15 protein-coding genes are annotated in these 20,818 nt (G+C 46.7%); 8 read left to right on the top strand and 7 right to left on the bottom strand.

Features of this window, described 5'->3' with window-relative positions; genetic code table 11:
- Positions 1-5 precede the first annotated feature (5 nt).
- Together nrdG and nrdD are read left to right on the top strand one after the other, a co-directional pair.
- Positions 6-515: an anaerobic ribonucleoside-triphosphate reductase activating protein gene (nrdG, locus tag LPB400_RS07770; RefSeq protein ID WP_219088627.1), complete on the top strand. Its 510-nt coding sequence runs from the start codon at positions 6-8 to the stop codon at positions 513-515.
- A 117-nt stretch (positions 516-632) separates the two neighbouring features.
- Positions 633-2,414 carry an anaerobic ribonucleoside-triphosphate reductase gene (gene nrdD / locus LPB400_RS07765; protein ID WP_219088625.1) on the top strand — a complete coding sequence of 594 codons (1,782 nt, stop codon included), beginning with the start codon at positions 633-635 and terminating at the stop codon, positions 2,412-2,414.
- Positions 2,415-2,693: 279 nt separating this feature from the next.
- On the opposite strand, the gene LPB400_RS07760 is transcribed toward nrdD, so the two are convergent.
- The 4 genes from LPB400_RS07760 to rfbD all read right to left on the bottom strand — a co-directional run bounded on the left by LPB400_RS07760 (position 2,694) and on the right by rfbD (position 8,376).
- On the bottom strand, positions 2,694-3,119 hold the full coding sequence (locus LPB400_RS07760) for a hypothetical protein (protein WP_070590877.1): 426 nt from the start codon (positions 3,117-3,119) through the stop codon (positions 2,694-2,696).
- An 8-nt stretch (positions 3,120-3,127) separates the two neighbouring features.
- On the bottom strand, positions 3,128-4,489 hold the full coding sequence (locus tag LPB400_RS07755) for an AAA family ATPase (protein ID WP_070590879.1): 1,362 nt from the start codon (positions 4,487-4,489) through the stop codon (positions 3,128-3,130).
- A gap of 23 nt (positions 4,490-4,512) precedes the next feature.
- On the bottom strand, positions 4,513-7,362 hold the full coding sequence (gene uvrA, locus LPB400_RS07750; RefSeq protein WP_219088623.1) for an excinuclease ABC subunit UvrA: 2,850 nt from the start codon (positions 7,360-7,362) through the stop codon (positions 4,513-4,515).
- 150 nt (positions 7,363-7,512) lie between these two features.
- Positions 7,513-8,376 carry a dTDP-4-dehydrorhamnose reductase gene (gene rfbD / locus LPB400_RS07745; RefSeq protein ID WP_070460814.1) on the bottom strand — a complete coding sequence of 288 codons (864 nt, stop codon included), beginning with the start codon at positions 8,374-8,376 and terminating at the stop codon, positions 7,513-7,515.
- A gap of 445 nt (positions 8,377-8,821) precedes the next feature.
- On the opposite strand from rfbD, the gene LPB400_RS11070 reads away from it, so the two are divergent.
- From LPB400_RS11070 to dld, 4 genes are all read left to right on the top strand, one after another.
- Positions 8,822-10,285: a calcium-binding protein gene (locus tag LPB400_RS11070; protein WP_225905471.1), complete on the top strand. Its 1,464-nt coding sequence runs from the start codon at positions 8,822-8,824 to the stop codon at positions 10,283-10,285.
- A 163-nt stretch (positions 10,286-10,448) separates the two neighbouring features.
- On the top strand, positions 10,449-11,312 hold the full coding sequence (locus LPB400_RS07735) for a phosphoribosylaminoimidazolesuccinocarboxamide synthase (protein ID WP_070460812.1): 864 nt from the start codon (positions 10,449-10,451) through the stop codon (positions 11,310-11,312).
- 236 nt (positions 11,313-11,548) lie between these two features.
- Entirely contained in the window at positions 11,549-13,669 is a 2,121-nt protein-coding gene (pnp, locus tag LPB400_RS07730; protein WP_003683274.1) for a polyribonucleotide nucleotidyltransferase, read from the top strand.
- Positions 13,670-13,832: 163 nt separating this feature from the next.
- The gene (dld, locus tag LPB400_RS07725) at positions 13,833-15,524 is read left to right on the top strand and encodes a D-lactate dehydrogenase (RefSeq protein ID WP_219088621.1); all 1,692 of its coding nucleotides are present in this window, start codon (positions 13,833-13,835) and stop codon (positions 15,522-15,524) included.
- 60 nt (positions 15,525-15,584) lie between these two features.
- Here the strand turns inward: dld and LPB400_RS07720 are convergent, their stop codons facing one another.
- From LPB400_RS07720 to LPB400_RS07710, 3 genes are all read right to left on the bottom strand, one after another.
- On the bottom strand, positions 15,585-16,949 hold the full coding sequence (locus LPB400_RS07720) for a sodium-dependent transporter (RefSeq protein WP_070712712.1): 1,365 nt from the start codon (positions 16,947-16,949) through the stop codon (positions 15,585-15,587).
- Positions 16,950-17,732: 783 nt separating this feature from the next.
- Positions 17,733-18,416, bottom strand: coding sequence for a 16S rRNA pseudouridine(516) synthase (locus LPB400_RS07715; RefSeq protein WP_070843460.1), 684 nt, complete (start codon positions 18,414-18,416; stop codon positions 17,733-17,735).
- Between the two features lie 142 nt (positions 18,417-18,558).
- Positions 18,559-19,035 carry a hypothetical protein gene (locus LPB400_RS07710; RefSeq protein WP_049348077.1) on the bottom strand — a complete coding sequence of 159 codons (477 nt, stop codon included), beginning with the start codon at positions 19,033-19,035 and terminating at the stop codon, positions 18,559-18,561.
- Between the two features lie 341 nt (positions 19,036-19,376).
- On the opposite strand from LPB400_RS07710, the gene dnaQ reads away from it, so the two are divergent.
- Both dnaQ and ispD read left to right on the top strand, forming a co-directional pair.
- Positions 19,377-20,114, top strand: a complete 738-nt coding sequence (gene dnaQ / locus LPB400_RS07705) for a DNA polymerase III subunit epsilon (RefSeq protein WP_070460805.1) — start codon at positions 19,377-19,379, stop codon at positions 20,112-20,114.
- Entirely contained in the window at positions 20,111-20,797 is a 687-nt protein-coding gene (ispD, locus tag LPB400_RS07700; RefSeq protein ID WP_070460803.1) for a 2-C-methyl-D-erythritol 4-phosphate cytidylyltransferase, read from the top strand. The genes dnaQ and ispD overlap by 4 nt, the downstream gene beginning before the upstream one ends.
- The last annotated feature ends 21 nt before the right edge of the window (positions 20,798-20,818 follow it).

Genomic DNA, 20,818 nt, shown 5'->3' with positions numbered 1-20,818 from the left:
TTGCAATGAGTAGCTTGAAATTTACAGTTGAACAAATTGTCTGGCAGGAAGTGCCGGGTGAAGTGTCGCTGGCGTTTCTGTTTTCCGGTTGTCCGTTGCGTTGCAAAGGTTGCCACAGTGCCGATACATGGAAAGAGGGTATTGGCACGGAATTGACCGAGGATTATTTAAAAGGCCGTCTGAAACGCTATCGCGGGCTAATTAGCTGCGTGTTGTTTATGGGCGGGGAATGGCAACCGAAAGCCTTACAGAAAATGCTGGCTATTGTTGCTCAGGAAGGTTTGAAAGCCTGTTTGTACACTGGCTTGGATCGCGAGGAGCTGGAGACGGTTTCAGACGGCATCCTGCCTTATCTGACGTATCTGAAAACCGGCCGTTGGCAGATGGAGCTGGGCGGTTTGGACAGCCCGACCACCAATCAGAAGTTTATCGATTTGCGTACGGGCGAGGTGTTGAACCGCTTGTTTGTCAAAGACAAACCCGCGCCCAAAGTTTTTCCAGTGGCTTCAATTTAGCTCAATGCTGTATTGCACTGATTTAAATTGAATTTATTGTATTCGCTGACAGCGATGTTTCAGACGGCCTGACCGTCATTACTTGATAAATCAACCAAACCATACAGGAGAATTAACATGATTCGGCTGCATCCCGAACAGTTAAACGGAAAACTACAATTCATGCGCGACTACATCAGCGCGCAAAACGCGGCGGACGGCTCGAAAATGGATGCCAATGCCAACGTAACGCAAAAAAACATCGCCACGATGGAAGCGGAAATCATGAAAGACTTTTTCGTGCAGATTAACCGTGCCCAAGTGTCGCGCAAAATCGCCGAAATTTTCGACCAATCCGTCGCCGACGAATACATCCGGCAGATTGAGGCACATGAGATTTATGTGCATGACGAAACCAGCCTCAAGCCTTACTGTGTGTCGGTTACGCTGTATCCTTTCCTGCTCGACGGCTTAAGCAAACTCGGCGGCGAATCTAAGGCGCCGCAGCATCTGGCTTCGTTTTGCGGCTCGTTTATCAACCTTGTGTTTGCCATCAGCGCGCAGTTTGCCGGCGCGGTGGCGACGGTGGAATTTCTGACTTATTTCGACTACTTCGCCCGTAAAGACTACGGCGACAATTATTTGGAAACCCACGGCAAAGAAATCGCCAACCACATGCAGCAGGTGGTGTACAGCATCAACCAGCCCGCCGCCGCGCGAGGCTATCAGAGCGTATTCTGGAATATTTCCGTTTACGATCAATACTATTTCGACGCGATGTTTGGCGATTTCGTCTTCCCCGATTTCAGCAAACCGGTGTGGGCGAGTGTGGCGAAGCTGCAAAACTTCTTCCTCAAATGGTTCAATCAGGAACGCACCAAAGCCGTTTTGACCTTCCCTGTCGTTACCGCCGCGATGCTGACCGATGGCGGCAAATGCAAAGACACCGTGTTCGCTGACGTAATGGCGAAAGAGTTGGCGGAAGGCAATTCCTTCTTCGTCTATCTTTCCGACAACCCCGACTCGCTTGCTTCCTGCTGCCGCCTGCGCAATGCCATCGAAGACCGTACCTTCAGCTACACACTCGGCGCGGGTGGCGTGGCGACCGGTTCCATCAACGTCATCACCATCAACATGAACCGGCTGGAACAAGACGGGCGCGACCTTGCCGCTGAAGTCGCCAAAATCCACAAATACCAATACGCCTACCGCAAACTGATGGAAGAATACCAAGCCGCCGGAATGCTGCCCGTATACGATGCAGGCTTTATCACGCTGGACAAACAGTTCCTCACCATCGGTATCAACGGTATGGCGGAAGCCGCCGAATCGCAAGGCATCAAGGTCGGCTACAACGACGACTACATCAACTTTGTTCAAGGCCGTCTGAAAACCATATTTGACGCCAACCAAGCCGCCAGCAAACACTACGGCGTGAAGTTCAACACCGAGTTTGTTCCCGCCGAAAACCTCGGCGTGAAAAACGCCAAATGGGACAAAGCCGACGGCTACCAAGTCAGCCGCGAATGCTACAACTCCTATTTCTACGTCGTTGAAGACGAAGAAATCAACGCGCTCGACAAATTCCTGCTGCACGGCAAAGAACTAGTGGACTGGCTCGACGGCGGCTCCGCGCTGCACCTGAACCTCGACGAAGCCCTACCCGAATCCGGCTACCGCTCGCTCTTGGACATTGCCGCACAAACCGGCTGCAACTACTTCTGCGTGAACGTGCGCATCACCATCTGCAACGAATGCGGCCACATCGACAAACGCACCTTGCACGCCTGTTCCGCCTGCGGTAGCCACGATATTGACTACGGCACCCGAGTGATCGGTTATCTGAAACGCGTATCAGCATTCAGTAGCGGTCGTCGCAAAGAACACGCGCTCAGACATTATCACCGTAAAGCGGCGTAATCGTTGAAAAAAGGATTACTTAAAAAGCAAAGGCCGTCTGAAATTTCAGACGGCCTTTAGGATATTTAGATAGACTGACTCTTTCAACTGTATGATTTTAATTAAATTAAACAACAATGCTTGATACTTTAATATTTTGAAGTTCCGTATGATTCGCTGGTAGAGTGTGTAGCATGGCCACGCACGCGGAGGGGGGTATGCAGGCTACGGCTTGCTCAACAAAACAGGTGGATTTAATAGTTTATTGAATCCGGACCTAACCTATGCTTGTATGCTTGCTTAACATTTATGGAAACGACTTGATTTATAAAATTTGTGTTCCCTATCCAAAAAAACAATATAAAAATATCCATTTTTAAAGAAACCAGCTACACGAGAGTGCTGATGGATTTTTTTGATAACCCCCCAATTGTCTGTCATATTTAAATCAGGAGGGCATGAAAAATCAGTCTTTCTATTTTCAGGAAATTTTCCATACAAATTAATAAATCCCTTGTTTATTAATTCTTGTAATTTACTTGATTGGATAGTGTCAATTACTTTAAAAAGACTCATCAGCAATGAACCATCTTTTTCCCATTCCGAAATTAACTGACCATTTTTTTTATCATTCCCCTTATAATGTATCCAACTAATTAAAACTGATGTACTTTCAGGAGAACTTGGATTTTCTGTTCGATTACCAGTTTTTCGTTGTTGTATCATTTAGCTAATTACTCCATTAAATTTTCAATAGTCGCATAATCTGGAAATAATGGAACTGCTCCAAATGCGCCTTTTAAATACCTAGTTTCATAACTCTCGTCTGATAATGCACTCTCTTTAAATTCAATTAATGAATATAACTCACTTTCACCAAATTCATCTTTATTGACAAACCAAATTTGATCCCTGTTAAAAATATCCTTACTGATTAAATTAGTATCTTGAGCAGTAGCTATTAATTGACACTTCTTCGTATCCCTAAGAAAAATAGAGAAGAATTTTTTCATTAACAATGTGTGAAATTTAGCATCAATTTCATCAATAACTAGTACATGATTTTTTTCAATAGAGTCAAAAATAGGCCCCAAGAGAGCAATAAGCTTTTTAGTTCCCGAAGATTCTAAATGTAAAGGTATATGATATTCATCACCATCGATATTTTTAATTACTTCTACGATTTTCTCATGTGTTGAAGCCGTATTTTTTTTATTTTGAGAGTTAACAACATTTAGAAAGTCAGTAAGTTTTGATAAGAGCATTAAATTATCTTCTTGTTCTTTCGATAATTTATCTTTATCAATTTTATCTACAAGCTGAATAAGCGAATTAATAGCTTTAACTTTTTCCTCTAAAACAACCTCTTTATCTACAAATTTAATTTTATTAATATTTACACTTGATAAAAATTCCTGTATCCATATGGAAAAATCCTTGTTTTTTTCCAGCAGTTTCAGACTATATTGAATAAAACCATCATCACTTAAACCAGATAAAATTTTCAGTTTTTTTAACCAATTGATGATTGCCAAAGAATGTTTAGAACTTGTTCCTGCCATATCAGTAATAAAGGGAACATTTTCCTTTGTTTGTATTAAATACTTTTCTTCATTGTAAAAATTCTTAGCTTCTGGAAATAACTCTTCATTAATATAGGTAAGTTTGTTACCTTCACGCTGAAAGAGTTCCACCTCATTAAGCTTAATTTCGTTATTTGAGAAATAAAGCCATTCTCTGAAAATTATTCCATTAGATACTTTTATCCCATATTTATATAATAGATCATTTTCTGCAAGAAAAGTAATTTCAAATTCAGTTGGCTGTTCTTTTGATTTATTATCTAGTAAAAATGGAATCACCTGGTCAAGAATGTTTTTTTCTAATTCTTTATTGGCAGATAAAATAATTTCTCTAAATAATCCAATAGCTGAGATTAAATTTGATTTTCCAGCAGCATTAGCTCCAAACAAAATAGACGATTTTAATATATGATCTTCTATAAAAAACTCTTGTTCGTAACTTTGACTAATCATGCTAAATGACTGTTTACCTTTAAATGATAAATAATTTGATACTGAAAAATTAATTAACATGAATCTTCCTAATTTTTAATTTATTACTTTACTACTTCACTTAAATATTTGCTAGTATAACTGATTTTTGCCTTTGCCACATCCTCCGGCGTCCCTTCCGCAATAATTGTACCACCCCCATCGCCCCCTTCCGGCCCCAAGTCCACAATCCAATCCGCAGTTTTAATCACATCCAGATTATGCTCGATAATCACTATCGAGTTGCCTTTGCCTTTTAGACGGCCTATGACTTCCAGCAGCAGGGCGATGTCGGCGAAGTGCAGGCCAGTGGTCGGTTCGTCGAGGATGTAGAGTGTTCTGCCGGTGTCACGTTTGGAGAGTTCCAAGGCGAGTTTGACGCGCTGGGCTTCGCCGCCGGAGAGGGTGGTGGCGGACTGGCCGAGGCGGATGTAGCCGAGGCCTACGTCCATCAGGGTTTGCAGTTTGCGCGATACGGTGGGGACGGCGTCGAAAAATTCGCGGGCTTCTTCGACGGTCATGTCGAGGACTTGGCTGATGTTTTTGCCTTTGTATTGGATTTCGAGGGTTTCGCGGTTGTAGCGTTTGCCGTGGCAGACTTCGCAGGGGACGTACACGTCGGGCAGGAAGTGCATTTCGACTTTAATCACGCCGTCGCCTTGGCAGGCTTCGCAGCGGCCGCCTTTAACGTTGAAGGAGAATCTGCCGACGTTGTAGCCGCGTTCGCGGGAGAGGGGTACACCGGCGAAGAGTTCGCGGATGGGGGTGAACAGGCCGGTGTAGGTGGCGGGGTTGGAGCGCGGGGTGCGGCCGATGGGGGATTGGTCGACGTTGATGACTTTGTCGAGGTGTTCGAGGCCGTGGATGTCGTCGTATGGGGCGGGTTCTTCTTGGGCGCGGTTGAGTTCGCGGGCGGTGATTTTGGCGAGGGTGTCGTTAATCAGGGTGGATTTGCCGCTGCCGGATACGCCGGTGATGCAGGTAATCAAACCGAGCGGCAGCTCAAGGGTAACGTTTTTGAGGTTGTTGCCGCGCGCGCCTTTGAGGACGAGCATTCTGTCGGGATTGACGGGCGTGCGTTCAGACGGCACGGCGATGGATTTTTTGCCGCTGAGGTATTGTCCGGTAACGGAATTTTCGCATTTGGCGACGTTTTCGGGCGTGTCGGCAATTAGTACGTTGCCGCCGTGTTCGCCCGCGCCGGGGCCCATATCGACCACGAAATCGGCTTCGCGGATGGCGTCTTCATCGTGTTCGACCACAATCACGCTGTTGCCCAAATCGCGCAGGCGTTTGAGGGTGGCGAGCAGGCGGTCGTTGTCGCGCTGGTGCAGGCCGATGGAGGGTTCGTCCAAAACGTACATTACGCCGGTCAGGCCGCTGCCGATTTGGCTGGCGAGGCGGATGCGCTGGGCTTCGCCGCCGGAAAGGGTTTCGGCGGAGCGGCTCAAGTTCAGGTAATCCAGCCCGACGTTAATCAGGAAGCCAAGGCGTTCGGTGATTTCTTTGAGGATTTTTTCGGCGATTTGTTTTTTGTTGCCGTCCAAATCCAGCGTTTCAAAAAATTGGTGGGTTTTGGTCAGCGGCCAGGCGGAGACTTCGTGCAATGGTTCGCCGCTGACGTAAACGTAGCGCGCTTCTTTGCGCAAACGTGCGCCGCCGCAGCTTGGGCAGGCACGGTGGTTTTGGTATTCGCGTAGTTTTTCGCGCACGGTTTCGCTGTCGGTTTCTCGGTAGCGGCGTTCGAGATTGGGGATGATGCCTTCGAAGGCGTGGCTGCGGTTGAAGGTGGTGCCGCGTTCGGACAGGTAAGTAAAATCAATGACTTCTTTGCCCGAGCCGTGCAAGACAACTTTTCTGACTTTTTCAGGCAGTGTTTCCCAAGCAGCCTGCACATCGAAACCATAATGCCGCGCCAGCGACTGAATCATTTGGAAATAGAACTGGTTGCGCTTGTCCCAGCCGTCAATCGCGCCTGCGGCTAAGGATAATTCGGGATGCGCGACCACTTTTTCAGGATCAAAGAAGTTGGTATTGCCCAAGCCGTCGCAAGTTGGGCAGGAGCCCATCGGGTTGTTGAAGGAAAACAGGCGCGGCTCTAATTCGGGCAGACTGTACGAACATACGGGGCAGGCAAAACGCGCGGAGAACCAATGCTCTTCGCCGCTGTCCATTTCCATCGCCAACGCGCGCTCGTTGCCGTGGCGTAGCGCGGTTTCAAAACTTTCTGCCAGCCGCTGCTTGATGTCCGCCTTCACTTTCACGCGGTCGATGACGACGTCGATGTTGTGTTTAATGTTTTTTTCCAGCTTCGGTACTTCGTCAAGCTGATAGACCTCGCCGTCCACGCGTACACGCGCAAAGCCTTGCGCCTGCAAGTCGGCAAAGAAATCGACAAACTCGCCCTTACGCTCACGCACCGCCGGCGCCAGAATCATCACGCGCGTGTCTTCCGGCAGCTTCAAGACGGCATCGACCATCTGAGATACGGTTTGGCTCGACAGCGGCAGCTTGTGTTCGGGGCAGTAGGGTGTGCCGACGCGTGCGTACAAAAGGCGCAAATAGTCGTGAATTTCCGTTACCGTGCCGACGGTGGAACGCGGGTTGTGGCTGGTGGATTTCTGCTCGATGGAAATTGCAGGCGACAAGCCTTCAATCAAATCGACATCGGGTTTGTCCATCATCTGTAAGAACTGACGGGCATAGGCGGAAAGGCTCTCAACATAACGGCGTTGGCCTTCGGCATATAAAGTATCAAACGCCAGCGACGATTTGCCGCTGCCTGACAATCCTGTTACCACCACGAGTTTGTGGCGCGGAATGTCCAAATCGACATTTTTTAAATTATGTGTACGCGCGCCGCGGATGCGGATGGTGTCATTATCGTGTGAATATTTGGGATGATGGTTGCACATATTGTCAGGCCGTCTGAAAAATAAAATAAACGGCTATTGTAGCACTTTTCAAATGACAGACTGGATAGATAAAGCATTTGATATAAAAGAAACAAAGAGGCCGTCTGAAAATATGTTTTCAGACGGCCTTGATATAGATGGATCAGCTTATCAGTCAATTTTGCGGAGAATTTCGCGCAGGGCTCTTTGCCAGTCGGACGGTTTGATACCAAACTCGGTCTCTAGGCGTGAGCAATCCATAATGCTGTATGCCGGACGCGGAGCGGGCAGGGGGTATTGTTCGGTGGTAATCGCGTTCAGTTCCGGAATGCGGAAGCTGTCGTCTAATTGGTGGGCCGTCTGAAAGATGGCTTTGGTAAATTCGTACCATGTTGCCGATTTGTTGCCACAGTAATGGAAGATGCCGCGTGGGGAAGTGGGCTGTTGCAGTAAACTGATGATGGCGTGAGCCAAGTCGCCTGCATAAGTCGGGCAGCCGGTTTGGTCGTGAACAATGGAGAGGGAATCACGTTCTTTGGCAAGGCGCAGCATGGTTTTGACGAAATTGCTGCCGTATTCGCTAAACAGCCATGAAGTACGGACGATTGTACTTTCCGGATGCGCGGCTAAAGCCAAAAGTTCGCCTGCTACTTTGGATTGACCGTAAGTGCTGCGCGGATTGGTATAGTCGGTTTCGCGGTAAGGGCGTTTGCCTTCGCCGTCGAATACATAATCAGTGGAAATATGGATAAAGCGGGCGTGTGCGGCGCGGGCGGCTGCGGCCAGGTTGTGAACAGCAGTTGCGTTGACGGCAAAAGCAGCCTCTGCGTTTTCTTCTGCTTTATCGACGGCAGTGTAAGCTGCGGCATTAACGATGGCATCTGGTTGGAAGTTTTTAATCATATGATGCACGGCTTCGGTATCGGTAATGTCTAGCGAAGTAGAGTCGGTAGCAATCAGTTCCCAATCTTCGGGCAGGCGGTCGCGCAGACAACGGGCAAGCTGACCTTTGGCTCCGGTCAATAAAGTACGCATGGTTGAGTATCTCCTCTGATAGCTGTTAAATAGGTATTCGTGTCATTATAGTGTAAATACGACAAATTCACATTATTGGCGTAGAACAAAATGCAGAGGCGGCTGTATTTGGGCAAATTATCGATATTATCTATCCATAATAATAACCATTTATTGGTATTATGTTTGTTTACTATAACTAGAGTTAAAGTTCAGCTTTTAATAAGATAGATAAAGGATCTATGCTGTTTGAGAGAATGTGAATCAATGTTAATGTTTTTATTGTTGCTAGGATAATGGAATTTAAAAACAGGCGAAACTCCGTCCTTTTATCGGCAAATTCTACCGTTTGATATTTTTGAGTAAATATTTTGCAAAATATTACTAAAATAATAATTGAGCAAGGGCGGAATTTGCTCGTTCCGTCAGCTCAATATCTTTATTAACTATTTTGGGAGTAATTATTATGGCATACTGTTACGGGGGGTATTATGCTAGACCCCTGGTTAGTTCTTACTGCGCTCCTGCGCCTAAGGCTTCCTTCTCATCTTACTACTGCGCTCCTGCAGCAAAATCTTCTGTTTCTATCGGCAGCATCGCTAGCATTGCCAGCGTCGGCGTGTCAGTAGTTAATGCGGTAACTGGTTTGGTTTCTGCTATTGCGGCTTTCTGCCCACCAGCAAAAACCACCGTTTACAAATGTGTTCCGGTTTGCCCACCTTACAACTGTGATCCAATCAAACCGACACCACCACAACCAAAACCACGACCTCAGCCTAAACCTCAACCTAAACCTGAGCCTAAACCTGAGCCACAACCAGAACCGCAACCAGAACCAAAACCTCAACCAAAACCTGAGCCTAAGCCAGAACCAAAACCTGAGCCTAAGCCAGAACCAAAACCTGAGCCTAAACCAGAACCAAAACCTGAGCCTAAGCCAGAGCCAAAACCTGAGCCTAAGCCAGAGCCAGACTGCAAAGACTGTGTTGACGATCATAACCAAAACAACTCATACGGTCACGAAGATAAAAACCCAGGTAATGTCATCCGTGCTGAAGACTGCAAAGACGGCAACGTTATCCGCGGTACTGATGCTAAAGATACCATTTATGGTACTGCTTGCGAAGACATCATCTACGGTGGCAACGGCACAGACGTAATCTACGCCGGTGCTGGTAACGACACCATTTACGGTGATGCCGACGGTGACTCTCTGTACGGTGAAGAAGGTAAAGACTACCTGCAAGGTGGTGCCGGTAACGACTACCTGAACGGTGGTTCAGGTGCTGACATCATGCGCGGTGGCGACGGTAACGATGTTTATTTCGTTGACAATGCCAACGACCAAGTTATCGAGTACGGCAATGCACAAGCCGGTATCGATACTGTTCGTACCGTTATTGACTACACCTTGACCGATCACGTTGAAAACCTGTTCTTGCAAGGTATGCAAAACCTGAACGGTACCGGTAACTCTTTGAACAACAACATCGAAGGTAACGGCGGCAACAACCATCTGTACGGTTTGGCCGGCGACGACTGCCTGGTTGGCAAAGACGGTAACGACTACCTCGACGGTGGTGTCGGCAACGACATCCTGATCGGTGGTACCGGTAACGACACTTACTTCTTCGACAAAGGTTACGGTCATGATACTATCCGTGAAGAAAGCGGTAATGACACCCTGTTGTTCGGTAAAGGCGTTGCAGCTTCTGACGTATTGCTGAGCAAATCAGGTGCTAATCTGACTGTTTCTGTCGGTACTAACGACAGCATCACCATCGACGACTGGTTCACTGGTAACAATCACAAAGTTGAAAACTTCAAGTTTGCTGACGGTAGCACTTACCAAGTAACTGGCCACGGCGACTACTACTCTCTGTCTGCTGTAAACCACATCCAAGATCAGACTCAAGTTTCTGTAATCTGATAGGATGGTGATTTTCAGGGTTTTTCTCTGAAATCAACGGATAAGGCCGTCTGAAACCAAAATATAAGGTTTCAGACGGCCTTTATTTTGTAAACAATCTGACGAAAAATTCCAAATTGGGCTAAAATACCGCATTCTTCTGTCTACTAAAGAGATACCTGAAATGTCTGAAATCAGCTTGAAAAAAATCTACTCCGGCAAAGTCCGCGATTTGTACGAAATTGACGATAAACGTATGCTGATGGTTGCTTCCGACCGTCTGTCTGCATTCGATGTGATTTTGGATGACCCGATTCCGGGTAAAGGGGAGATTCTGACGCAGATTTCCAATTTTTGGTTTAAAAAACTGGCTCATATCATGCCTAACCATTTTACCGGCCATACGGTTTACGATGTTTTGCCTGAAAACGAAGCTAAAGTTTTAGAGAAACGCGCCGTCGTGGCTAAAAAACTCACTCCGGTGAAAGTGGAGGCTATTGTGCGCGGTTATCTGGCAGGCAGCGGTTGGAAAGATTATCAAAAGACAGGCTCTGTTTGCGGTATTCAACTGCCCGAAGGTATGCAGGAAGCGCAACAGTTGCCCGAAGTGATTTTTACGCCATCGACCAAAGCCGCAGTTGGCGATCATGATGAAAACATCAGCTTTGAAGAATGCGAACGCATTATCGGAAAAGAATTGGCGGCGGAGGTGCGCGCCAAAGCGATTCAGCTTTATACAGAAGCGGCCGAATATGCGAAATCTCGCGGTATTATCATTTGCGATACCAAGTTTGAATTTGGTTTGGATGAAGAAGGTACGCTGACTTTGATGGACGAAGTATTAACGCCTGACTCCAGTCGTTTTTGGCCTGCAGACCAATACAAAGTCGGCACCAATCCGCCGTCTTTTGACAAACAATTTGTCCGCGACTGGCTGGAGCAAAGCGGTTGGAATAAAAAAGCGCCTGCGCCTAAAGTGCCTGCCGATGTGATTCAAAAAACAGTCGAAAAATATCAGGAAGCATTGACTTTGCTGACTCAGGATTGATTTTTAAGTTTGAAGGCCGTCTGAAAAGGATATGTTTCAGACGGCCTTTTTATTGTATAAATACTGGATTTTAAGGATGGTTGCCTTTATAATCGAGAGTTGTTTTCAGCGCCTTAAAGGCCGTCTGAAAGCTTGTTTATAACCTGCCGCACGGTCTGAAACCCTAACTATGCACATTCGGATTTTAGTGTGCATTATTAGTGTTTTAGCAGTGCGGTATTTTGAAAGGAACAATAATGTTCAATAAACACGTTAAGACCTTCCAATACGGTAATCAAACCGTTACTTTGGAAACCGGCGAAATCGCCCGCCAAGCCGCTGCTGCCGTTAAAGTATCCATGGGCGACACCGTTGTTTTGGTTGCTGTGACTACCAACAAAGAAGTGAAAGAAGGCCAAGACTTCTTTCCTCTGACTGTCGATTACCTTGAGCGTACTTACGCAGCAGGGAAAATCCCCGGCGGTTTCTTCAAACGCGAAGGCAAACAAAGCGAAAAAGAAATCCTGACCAGCCGTCTGATCGACCGTCCGATTCGTCCTTTGTTCCCTGAAGGTTTCTATCACGACATCCAAATCGTAGCGATGGTGGTGTCTGTTGACCCTGAAATTGATTCTGACATTCCTGCAATGTTGGGTGCATCTGCCGCGCTGGTGTTGAGCGGCGTACCGTTTGCCGGTCCGATTGGCGCGGCACGCGTAGGTTATGTAAACGGCGTGTACGTTTTGAATCCGACTAAAGCCGAATTGGCTAAATCACAATTGGACTTGGTTGTTGCCGGTACTTCTAAAGCCGTGTTGATGGTGGAATCCGAAGCCGACATCTTGTCTGAAGAAGTGATGCTGGGTGCGGTTGTTTACGGTCATGATCAAATGCAAGTGGCCATTAATGCCATCAATGAGTTTGCCGACGAAGTTAATCCGGAAGTTTGGGATTGGAAAGCACCTGAAACCAATGAAGAATTGGTTGCAAAAGTACGCGAAATTGCCGGCGAAACCATTAAAGAAGCGTTCAAAATCCGTCAAAAACAAGCGCGTTCTGCCAAATTGGACGAAGCTTGGAATGCTGTAAAAGAAGCGTTGATTACCGAAGAAACCGACACTTTGGCAGCCAACGAAATCAAAGGCATTTTCAAACACTTGGAAGCCGATGTTGTCCGCAGCCAAATTTTGGACGGCCAACCGCGTATCGACGGTCGCGACACCCGCACTGTTCGTCCGTTGAACATTCAAACCGGCGTATTGCCGCGCACTCACGGTTCTGCACTGTTTACCCGTGGCGAAACCCAAGCTTTGGCGGTTGCAACTTTGGGCACTTCACGCGACGAGCAGATCATTGATGCACTGTCCGGCGAATACACCGACCGCTTCATGCTGCACTACAACTTTCCACCATACTCTACCGGTGAAGTGGGTCGCGTAGGTGCGCCAAAACGTCGTGAAATCGGTCACGGCCGCTTGGCTAAACGTGCATTGTTGGCCGTATTGCCGGAACCTGAAGATTTCAGCTACACCATGCGCGTGGTTTCTGAAATTACCGAATCCAATGGCTCTTCCTCTATGGCTTCCGTCTGCGGCGGCTGCCTGAGCCTGTTGTCTGCCGGTGTGCCTTTGAAAGCACACGTTGCCGGTATCGCCATGGGTCTGATTTTGGACAACAACAAATTTGCCGTCCTGACCGACATCTTGGGTGACGAAGACCACTTGGGCGATATGGACTTTAAAGTAGCCGGTACAACCGAAGGTGTGACCGCACTGCAAATGGACATCAAAATCCAAGGTATTACCAAAGAAATCATGCAAATCGCTTTGGCTCAAGCCAAAGAAGCACGTTTGCACATCTTGGATCAGATGAAAGCCGCTGTTGCAGGCCCGCAAGAACTGTCTGCACACGCGCCACGCTTGTTCACCATGAAAATCAACCAAGACAAAATCCGTGATGTGATTGGTAAAGGCGGTGAAACTATTCGTTCGATTACTGCTGAAACCGGTACTGAAATCAACATCGCTGAAGACGGTACCATCACTATCGCTGCGACTACTCAAGAAGCAGGCGATGCAGCGAAAAAACGTATCGAAGAAATCACTGCCGAAGTGGAAGTGGGCAAAGTGTACGAAGGTACTGTGGTTAAAATCCTCGACAACAACGTTGGTGCGATTGTCAGCGTGATGCCGGGCAAAGACGGTTTGGTACACATCAGCCAAATCGCCCACGAGCGCGTACGCAATGTCAGCGACTACCTGCAAGTAGGTCAGGTTGTGAACGTGAAAGCATTGGAAGTAGACGATCGCGGCCGAGTACGCCTGTCTATCAAAGCTTTGCTAGAAGCTCCTGCTCGCGAAGAGAAAGCAGCTGAATAATTTGATTGTGCAAGCTTGAAACAAAAGGCCGTCTGAAAATTTCAGACGGCCTTTTGTTTATTTGAATGATGAATTTAAAAATGAGTTTGCCTTTACTTTGATAAAAGGGATTACTACAATATTTGTAATTTAATAAATATATTCATTTCTCAAGGAGTATGCAATGAATGCTACACAATTAATCAGTCGGCTGACGCAAACCGTCGGCGAAAAATATATCATCACAGACCCGGCAAAAACTGAACAATACCGTCAAGGCTACCGTTTTGGCGAGGGCAAGGCGCTAGCTGTTGTCCGTCCGGGTACGGTTTTGGAAATGTGGCAAATCTTGCAGGCGTGTGTTGAGGCTGATGTTATCGTGATTACGCAGGCCGCCAATACCGGTTTGACTGGCGGCTCGACTCCTGACGGCAATGATTACGACCGCGATATCGTGATTGTGAATACCATGCGTCTGAACATCATTCAGCCGATCAACAATAACGAACAGGTTGTCTGCCTGCCCGGTTCTACCTTGAATCAATTGGAGCTGCTGCTGAAACCTTTAGGCCGTGAGCCGCACTCAGTGATCGGTTCGTCCTGTATCGGCGCATCTGTATTGGGTGGCGTATGTAATAACTCGGGTGGCGCACTGGTACAGCGTGGCCCGGCTTATACGGAAATGGCCCTGTTTGCGCAAATCAACGAAGAGGGCAAACTGGAGCTGGTCAACCATTTGGGCATTGATTTGGGCGAAACCCCTGAAGAAATTTTGACCAACTTGCAAGGTTTCCATTATCAGCGAAAAGACATTGCGCAAGATGCCGGCAAAGGGCATGACCATGCGTACTGCGATCATGTCCGCCAAGTGAATGAACCGACTGCCGCCCGTTTTAATGCCGACCCTGCGCGTCACTACGAAGCATCAGGTTGCGCGGGCAAGCTGATGGTGTTTGCCGTACGCTTGGATACGTTCCCGCAAGAAAAACAGACTGCCGTCTTCTATATCGGCACCAATGATATTAATGAGCTGACCGATATTCGTCGTGCCGCTTTGAGCGAGTTTAAAAACCTGCCTATTTCCGGTGAGTATATCCATCGTCATGCTTTTGATATTGCTGCCGTTTATGGTAAAGATACTTTTTATATCATCAAGACGTTCGGTACCCACCAACTTCCGAAACTGTTTGATCTGAAAGCCCGTGTGGATAGATTCAGCAAAAAGATAAGTTTCTTACCAAAACACTTCTCTGATAAATTCATGCAACTGATCAGTAAGATTTTGCCCGATCACTTGCCGAAGTCTATGCGCAACTATCGGGATAAATATGAACATCACCTGATTTTAAAAATGGGTGGCGAGGGCGTAGAAGAGGCGCGTGCTTTCTTGAAGGAATATTTTGCAACTCATGGTGGCGCATTCTTTGAATGTAATGCCGAAGAAACGCAGGCGGCCATGTTGCATCGTTTCGCCGTGGCTTCTGCCGCGATCCGCTATCGTGCCGTGCATGATGATGAGGTAGAAGATTTAGTTGCGCTCGATATTGCCTTGCGCCGTGATGACCGTGATTGGTTTGAAACACTGCCGCCGGAAATCGACAATAAAATCATCCATAAATTGTATTACGGACATTTTATGTGTCATGTGTTCCATCAGGACTACATCATTAAAAAAGGCAACGACTGCATGGCCTTGGAACATGAAATGCTCCATCTGCTTGACCAACGTGGTGCGCAATATCCTGCCGAACACAATGTCGGTCATCTGTATGAAGCCAAGCCTGCGCTGAAACAGTTCTATAAAAAACTTGATCCGACCAACAGCTTCAACCCTGGTATCGGTAAAACCAGTAAGAAGAAAAACTGGGCTGAATAAAGCATAGTCAAAACAAAGGCCGTCTGAACATTTCAGACGGCCTTTTTATATGTTTGTTTATCAGAACAGGTTGCTGATGAAAATCAGCAGAATCACCAACGGCACGAGGTATTTCACATAGGCAAACCAGATATTGACGGTGGTATGGTTGCCTTTGTAGAGCAATTCGTCCTTCGCTTCATCTTTCATCACGAAGCCAACAAATAAGGCAGAGCCAAGTGCGGTCAGCATAAACAGGATGTTGCCGCTGATATAGTCAAAGGCGTCAAAAATGTTTTTACCAAACACGGAAATATCTTTCCATGGGCCGTAGCTCAAGATGGACGGGATATTGCCGAAGATAAAAATCCCTGCCAGTACGATGGTAATCGCGGCTGCGCGGCGGATTTTGGTTTTCTCCTGAATAGTTGTAATCAACACTTCATAAATGGTCAGAGAAGTGGTCAGCGCGGCAATCAGAAGCAGTGAGAAGAAAATTACTGCAAACACGGGGCCTGCCCACATATTGGAGAACACGATCGGCAGGCTTTGGAACACCAACGTCGGGCCGGAGTTAGGGGCAACGCCAAAGCTGAAGAGGGAAGGGAAAATCATAAAGCCGGCCAACACGGCAATCAAAGTGTTGGTAATCGCGGTAATTACGGCCGTCTGAACCAGATCTTCATTTTTATCCAGATAGCTGGATAATGTAATCATCACGCCGAAACCCAAGCTCAAGGCGAAGAACACTTGTCCTAAAACGAAGACGAACAGTTCGGCAGTAATTTTGCTGAAGTCAGGTTTCAGATAGAAGGTAATGCCTTCCATTGCGCCCGGTAGGGTAACGTTGCGCACAACCATGGCAATCAGGAATAAAAACAGCAAAGGCATCAGGTATTTTGCCGCTTTTTCAATACCGCCGATCACGCCTTTGACCAAGATCCATTGGTTCACAACCACAAATAGGAAGGTGTAGAAAGCAATTTCCCAAGGGCTGTTTTCGATGTGTTCGGTAAAGAAGCTTTTGGTGACTTCGCCGGAAACAGGGCTGGAAATGTCCAAATTACCGCCGATGATATTGACGATGTAGCTGATAACCCAGCCGCCGAGCACCATGTAATAGGCCATGATGCCGAATGCGCCGAGCAGGCCCATCCAACCGACCAATTTCCAAACTTTGGCAACGGGTTTGCCATTCATTGTGCCGCCAAACGCATCCAGCGCGTTCACGCCTTTGCGGCGACCGATGACATTTTCCACCAAAATCATTGGAATACCGATGACCAGCATGGCGATACAGAACAAAAACACATACGCGCCGCCGCCGTTTTCACCAACCAAATACGGGAAACGCCATGTTGCGCCAAAGCCGACAGTCGCGCCGGCAACGGTAAGGATGTAAGTCAAACGGTTGGACCAGGTTTGACGGGGTTGATTGGAAGACATAAATACTCAGATGCATAAAAACAAAGACAACATTTTACCGCAAAGATTTAACGAATCTTGACTAAAGTCTGAAAAGAAAATTGGTTAAAAAAACCATGTAATGAAGAATTTTTAGTGGATTTATCTGGTTTGATTGGTATTGAAACCTGAAAACAGAGAATTTGGCTGAAGCGATATGAATGATTGAAAGAGCCGTAACGATAAAGGCCGTCTGAAAAGTGGGATATGGGAAAGGGTTGTTGTGAGGATATTGGATAGCACCAAAGTGTGCTTTCAAGAGTATGTCGGCAACAAAGATGGTATTTATCTAAGGCTGTCTAATAACATCCTGTAACCTTAGCTTGGATAGTCGCCGATAGGTTTTCTTTCTATAAAACGATTTGCCTGAAATGGGAATGGCACAGATTGATGCGGAAGAGACGAGAAAGAGAAAAGGAGTAATGGCAAGTTAATGAGTGGGAGATGAGGTCTAGCAATGATGGCTTCTTTAGATGAGAAAGGCCGTCTGAAAGTACATTCGTTTGGTTGCCAAATTTTAGATAAAAAAAACCATCTATACTAAGGGGAAAGTATAGATGGCCAAACACATTACGGGGAAAACGTCTTACTCACTTACTCACTTCTTTCGAAGCAAGTGTTACTCAGACAGGCGAATTATACAATAGTTCAGTCTTCACAGTGTTAAATTCTGTTAAATAAAAATAATAAGGTTTAGATGTTTGATTTTAAATAAATAAAAAATCCATATTGTTTAAAAATTTATCGAAAAAATTTGGAATTTTTTTAGATTTGGATAAATTTCCATTCTCCGGCGGCTAAATCATCGACATTCCAGTTGCCGAATTTCTCACGGTGGAGCTGCTCGACACGGTTGCCTGCGGCTGCAACCATGCGTTTGACCTGATGGTATTTACCCTCGGTAATGGTCATCATCAATGTGGTTGGGTCGGTCAATACTGCTTCGGCCGCGGCGACGGTTTCATTATCGTCATGCAGGAGGACGCCGTTTTTCAGCGCAGTGCAAAGGGTATCGTCGGCAGGATGTTTCAAAGTGACGCGGTAGAGCTTCGGAACTTTGTGTTTGGGCGAGGTAACGCGGTGGTTAAATTGGCCGTCGTTGGTAATCAGAATAATGCCGGTTGTGTCTGCATCCAAGCGGCCGACTGCCTGCATATCGATATTGCGCATGTGGTCGGGAAAAAGGCTGAAGATGCTTGGATATTGCTGAGGTTTGTGCGAAGTCTCGTAATCTGCAGGCTTATGAAGCAGGATATAAAAATAGGGCATGGGGACGGCGGCAATTTCTTCGCCGTCAACAGACAGGGTGTGCACTTGAGACGGATCAATATCGTCTTTGGCACGATTATGGATTTCGCCGTTGATGGCAATGCAGTCATTGTCTATCAGCCATTGGCATTGCTTGCGGCTGCCGAGGCCTTGCGATTGGATGTATTTGAGCAGTTGCATGGTTGAAAAGTAGGAAATGTTCAGACGGCCTTTATTGTACTGGAAAACCGGTGTTTAGGCCGTCTGAAAAGTAGGGGTAAAAAAATCGCCCCTTTAAAATTTTAAGGGGCGCAAAAGGAACACAAACCACTACCAAAAACTGTTACAGGGCAAATTCTCCTATTTGATGTGTTGCCGGATAAAGTGCTTTCATCAAGTCATGTGGTGAAAGCGAGAAATCTTTGCTGTTTGTCGTCAGACGGCCTTGCTGAGGCGTCAGCTCAAGCAATCGGGCGTTTGCCGACTGGATAAATTTGTTTTTCGTGCGCTGCATTTTTCTTTGCAGGGCGGAAACAACGCGGTTGTACAGACTGTCTTTTTGCTTGACTTCGCGTGTATCGGCAACCCAGCTCAAGCGTGTATTGCCGTCTTCATCTTCAATCAGCAGGATACCGGTTTCTGATTGGGGCGATTTGCCCATACAAGGGAGCCAAACATAATATCGGCCATCTAAAGTAATGAATACTGCGTCATGTACTTCGCATTCATCGCAACACTTGGTGGCGATCAAAGAGCGGATGGCTTGTTGGTGCAGTCTCAGAATATCAAGGGAGACTTGCTTAAAAATACTTTCGGGCATTTTCTTCTCCTTTCATTCTGTTGTGCGGTTGTTTTGTTTCGATGGGTTGTATTATACGGCGATTTTTTAAATTTGCAAATGATAATTGTTCCTATTATTTAATTTATACGTAAGATATTAATTATTAAAGAAATTAAATTTAAAAAATTTTTTAGAAATTGGGTTTTCTACTCAAAAATGTCGTAATAGATGGTCATTAGATGAAAAAAGAATAAAGGCCGTCTGAAAAAATCCAGCAATAAAAGGGTATTGCAAAAGCAGCTAAAGTTTTGCTGACTATACATTTCAGACGGCCTTCAGTATGATTCAGGACGTTTTGATAATTGCAGAAACCACTAACCATGAGCCAACGTCAGATTATCCTCGATACGGAGACCACGGGTCTTTATCCTGAAAACGGCGACCGTCTGGTCGAATTTGCCGGCTTGGAAATGATCAACCGCCAAATGACCGACTCCAACCTTCATTTATATATCCATCCCGAACGCGATATGCCGGAGGAAGCGGCGAAGGTGCATGGTTTGACGATTGAAGTATTGGAAGCGAAGAATGCGCCGCCGTTTGCCCAAGTGGGTAAACAGATTGCTGACTTTATACGTGGTGCAGAGCTGATTATCCATAATGCCAAGTTTGACGTCGGCTTCCTGAATATGGAATTTCGCCGCATGGGCTTGCCTTCTATTGAGGAACTGGGTTGTAAAGTGACCGACACGCTGGCTATGGCACGTGAAATGTTTCCGGGACAAAAGGCAAGCTTGGATGCGTTGTGTAACCGCTTTTCCGTTGACCGCAGCAAACGGGTTTTGCACGGCGCTCTAATCGACTGCGAGCTTTTGGGTGAAGTCTATCTTGCCATGACGCGTCAGCAGTTCGATCTGATGGGCGGTGAGACGGAAGAAGAGGGCGAAGTCAAACAAACCGTTATTGCGGAAACCAAACGTACCTCGCAGTTGAAAGTCATCAAAGCCAATGCGGACGAGCTGGCGGCACATGAAAAATATTTGGACGATTTGGGCGAAGCGTGTGTATGGCGCAAGGCCGAAACTTCTGATGAGGCTAATGCCGGAGCGTCAGCATGATACGCCGCAATATCGCTTTGATTCCTGCTGCCGGTGTGGGAGCGCGATTTGGTGCAGGAAAACCAAAACAATATGTTGAAATAAATGGTAAAACCGTATTGCAACATACCATAGAAATTTTTGAGCAACACTCCCGCATAGATTTAATTGCCGTTATTCTTTTGCCGGAAGATTCGGTTTTTCAGACGGCCCTGTCTGAGAAAGTGCGCGTTTTTCGAGTAGGCGGCGCAAGTCGTGCCGAAACGGTACGCAATGGTGTGTCCGTTTTATTGGAGCAAGGTTTGGCCGAGGCGCAAGACAATATTTTGGTTCATGATGCTGCACGCTGTTGCCTGCCTGCCGAAGCGTTAACGCGTTTGCTTGATGAGGCGGGTGAGAATGATGAAGGCGGTATTTTGGCCATACCGGTGGCCGATACGCTCAAGCGCTCAGACGGCAATCATCATATTGATGAAACCGTTGCGCGCGCAGGATTATGGCAGGCGCAAACGCCGCAGCTTTTTCAGACGGCCTTATTACACCGTGCTTTATCGGTTGATGATTTAAGTGAGATTACGGATGAAGCGTCAGCGGTTGAAAAACTGGGTATCCGGCCACGCTTGGTGCAGGGCGATACGCGCAATTTAAAATTGACGCTGCCGCAAGACGAATACATTGTCAGATTGTTGCTCAAGGCCGTCTGAACAATCAAAACCCATTATTTA

This window comes from Neisseria perflava, assembly GCF_019334725.1.
In the GTDB taxonomy this organism is placed as follows: Bacteria; Pseudomonadota; Gammaproteobacteria; order Burkholderiales; family Neisseriaceae; genus Neisseria; species Neisseria subflava_A.
Note: the sequence above shows the minus strand (reverse complement) of the source record. Positions and strands in the feature narration are given on the sequence as shown.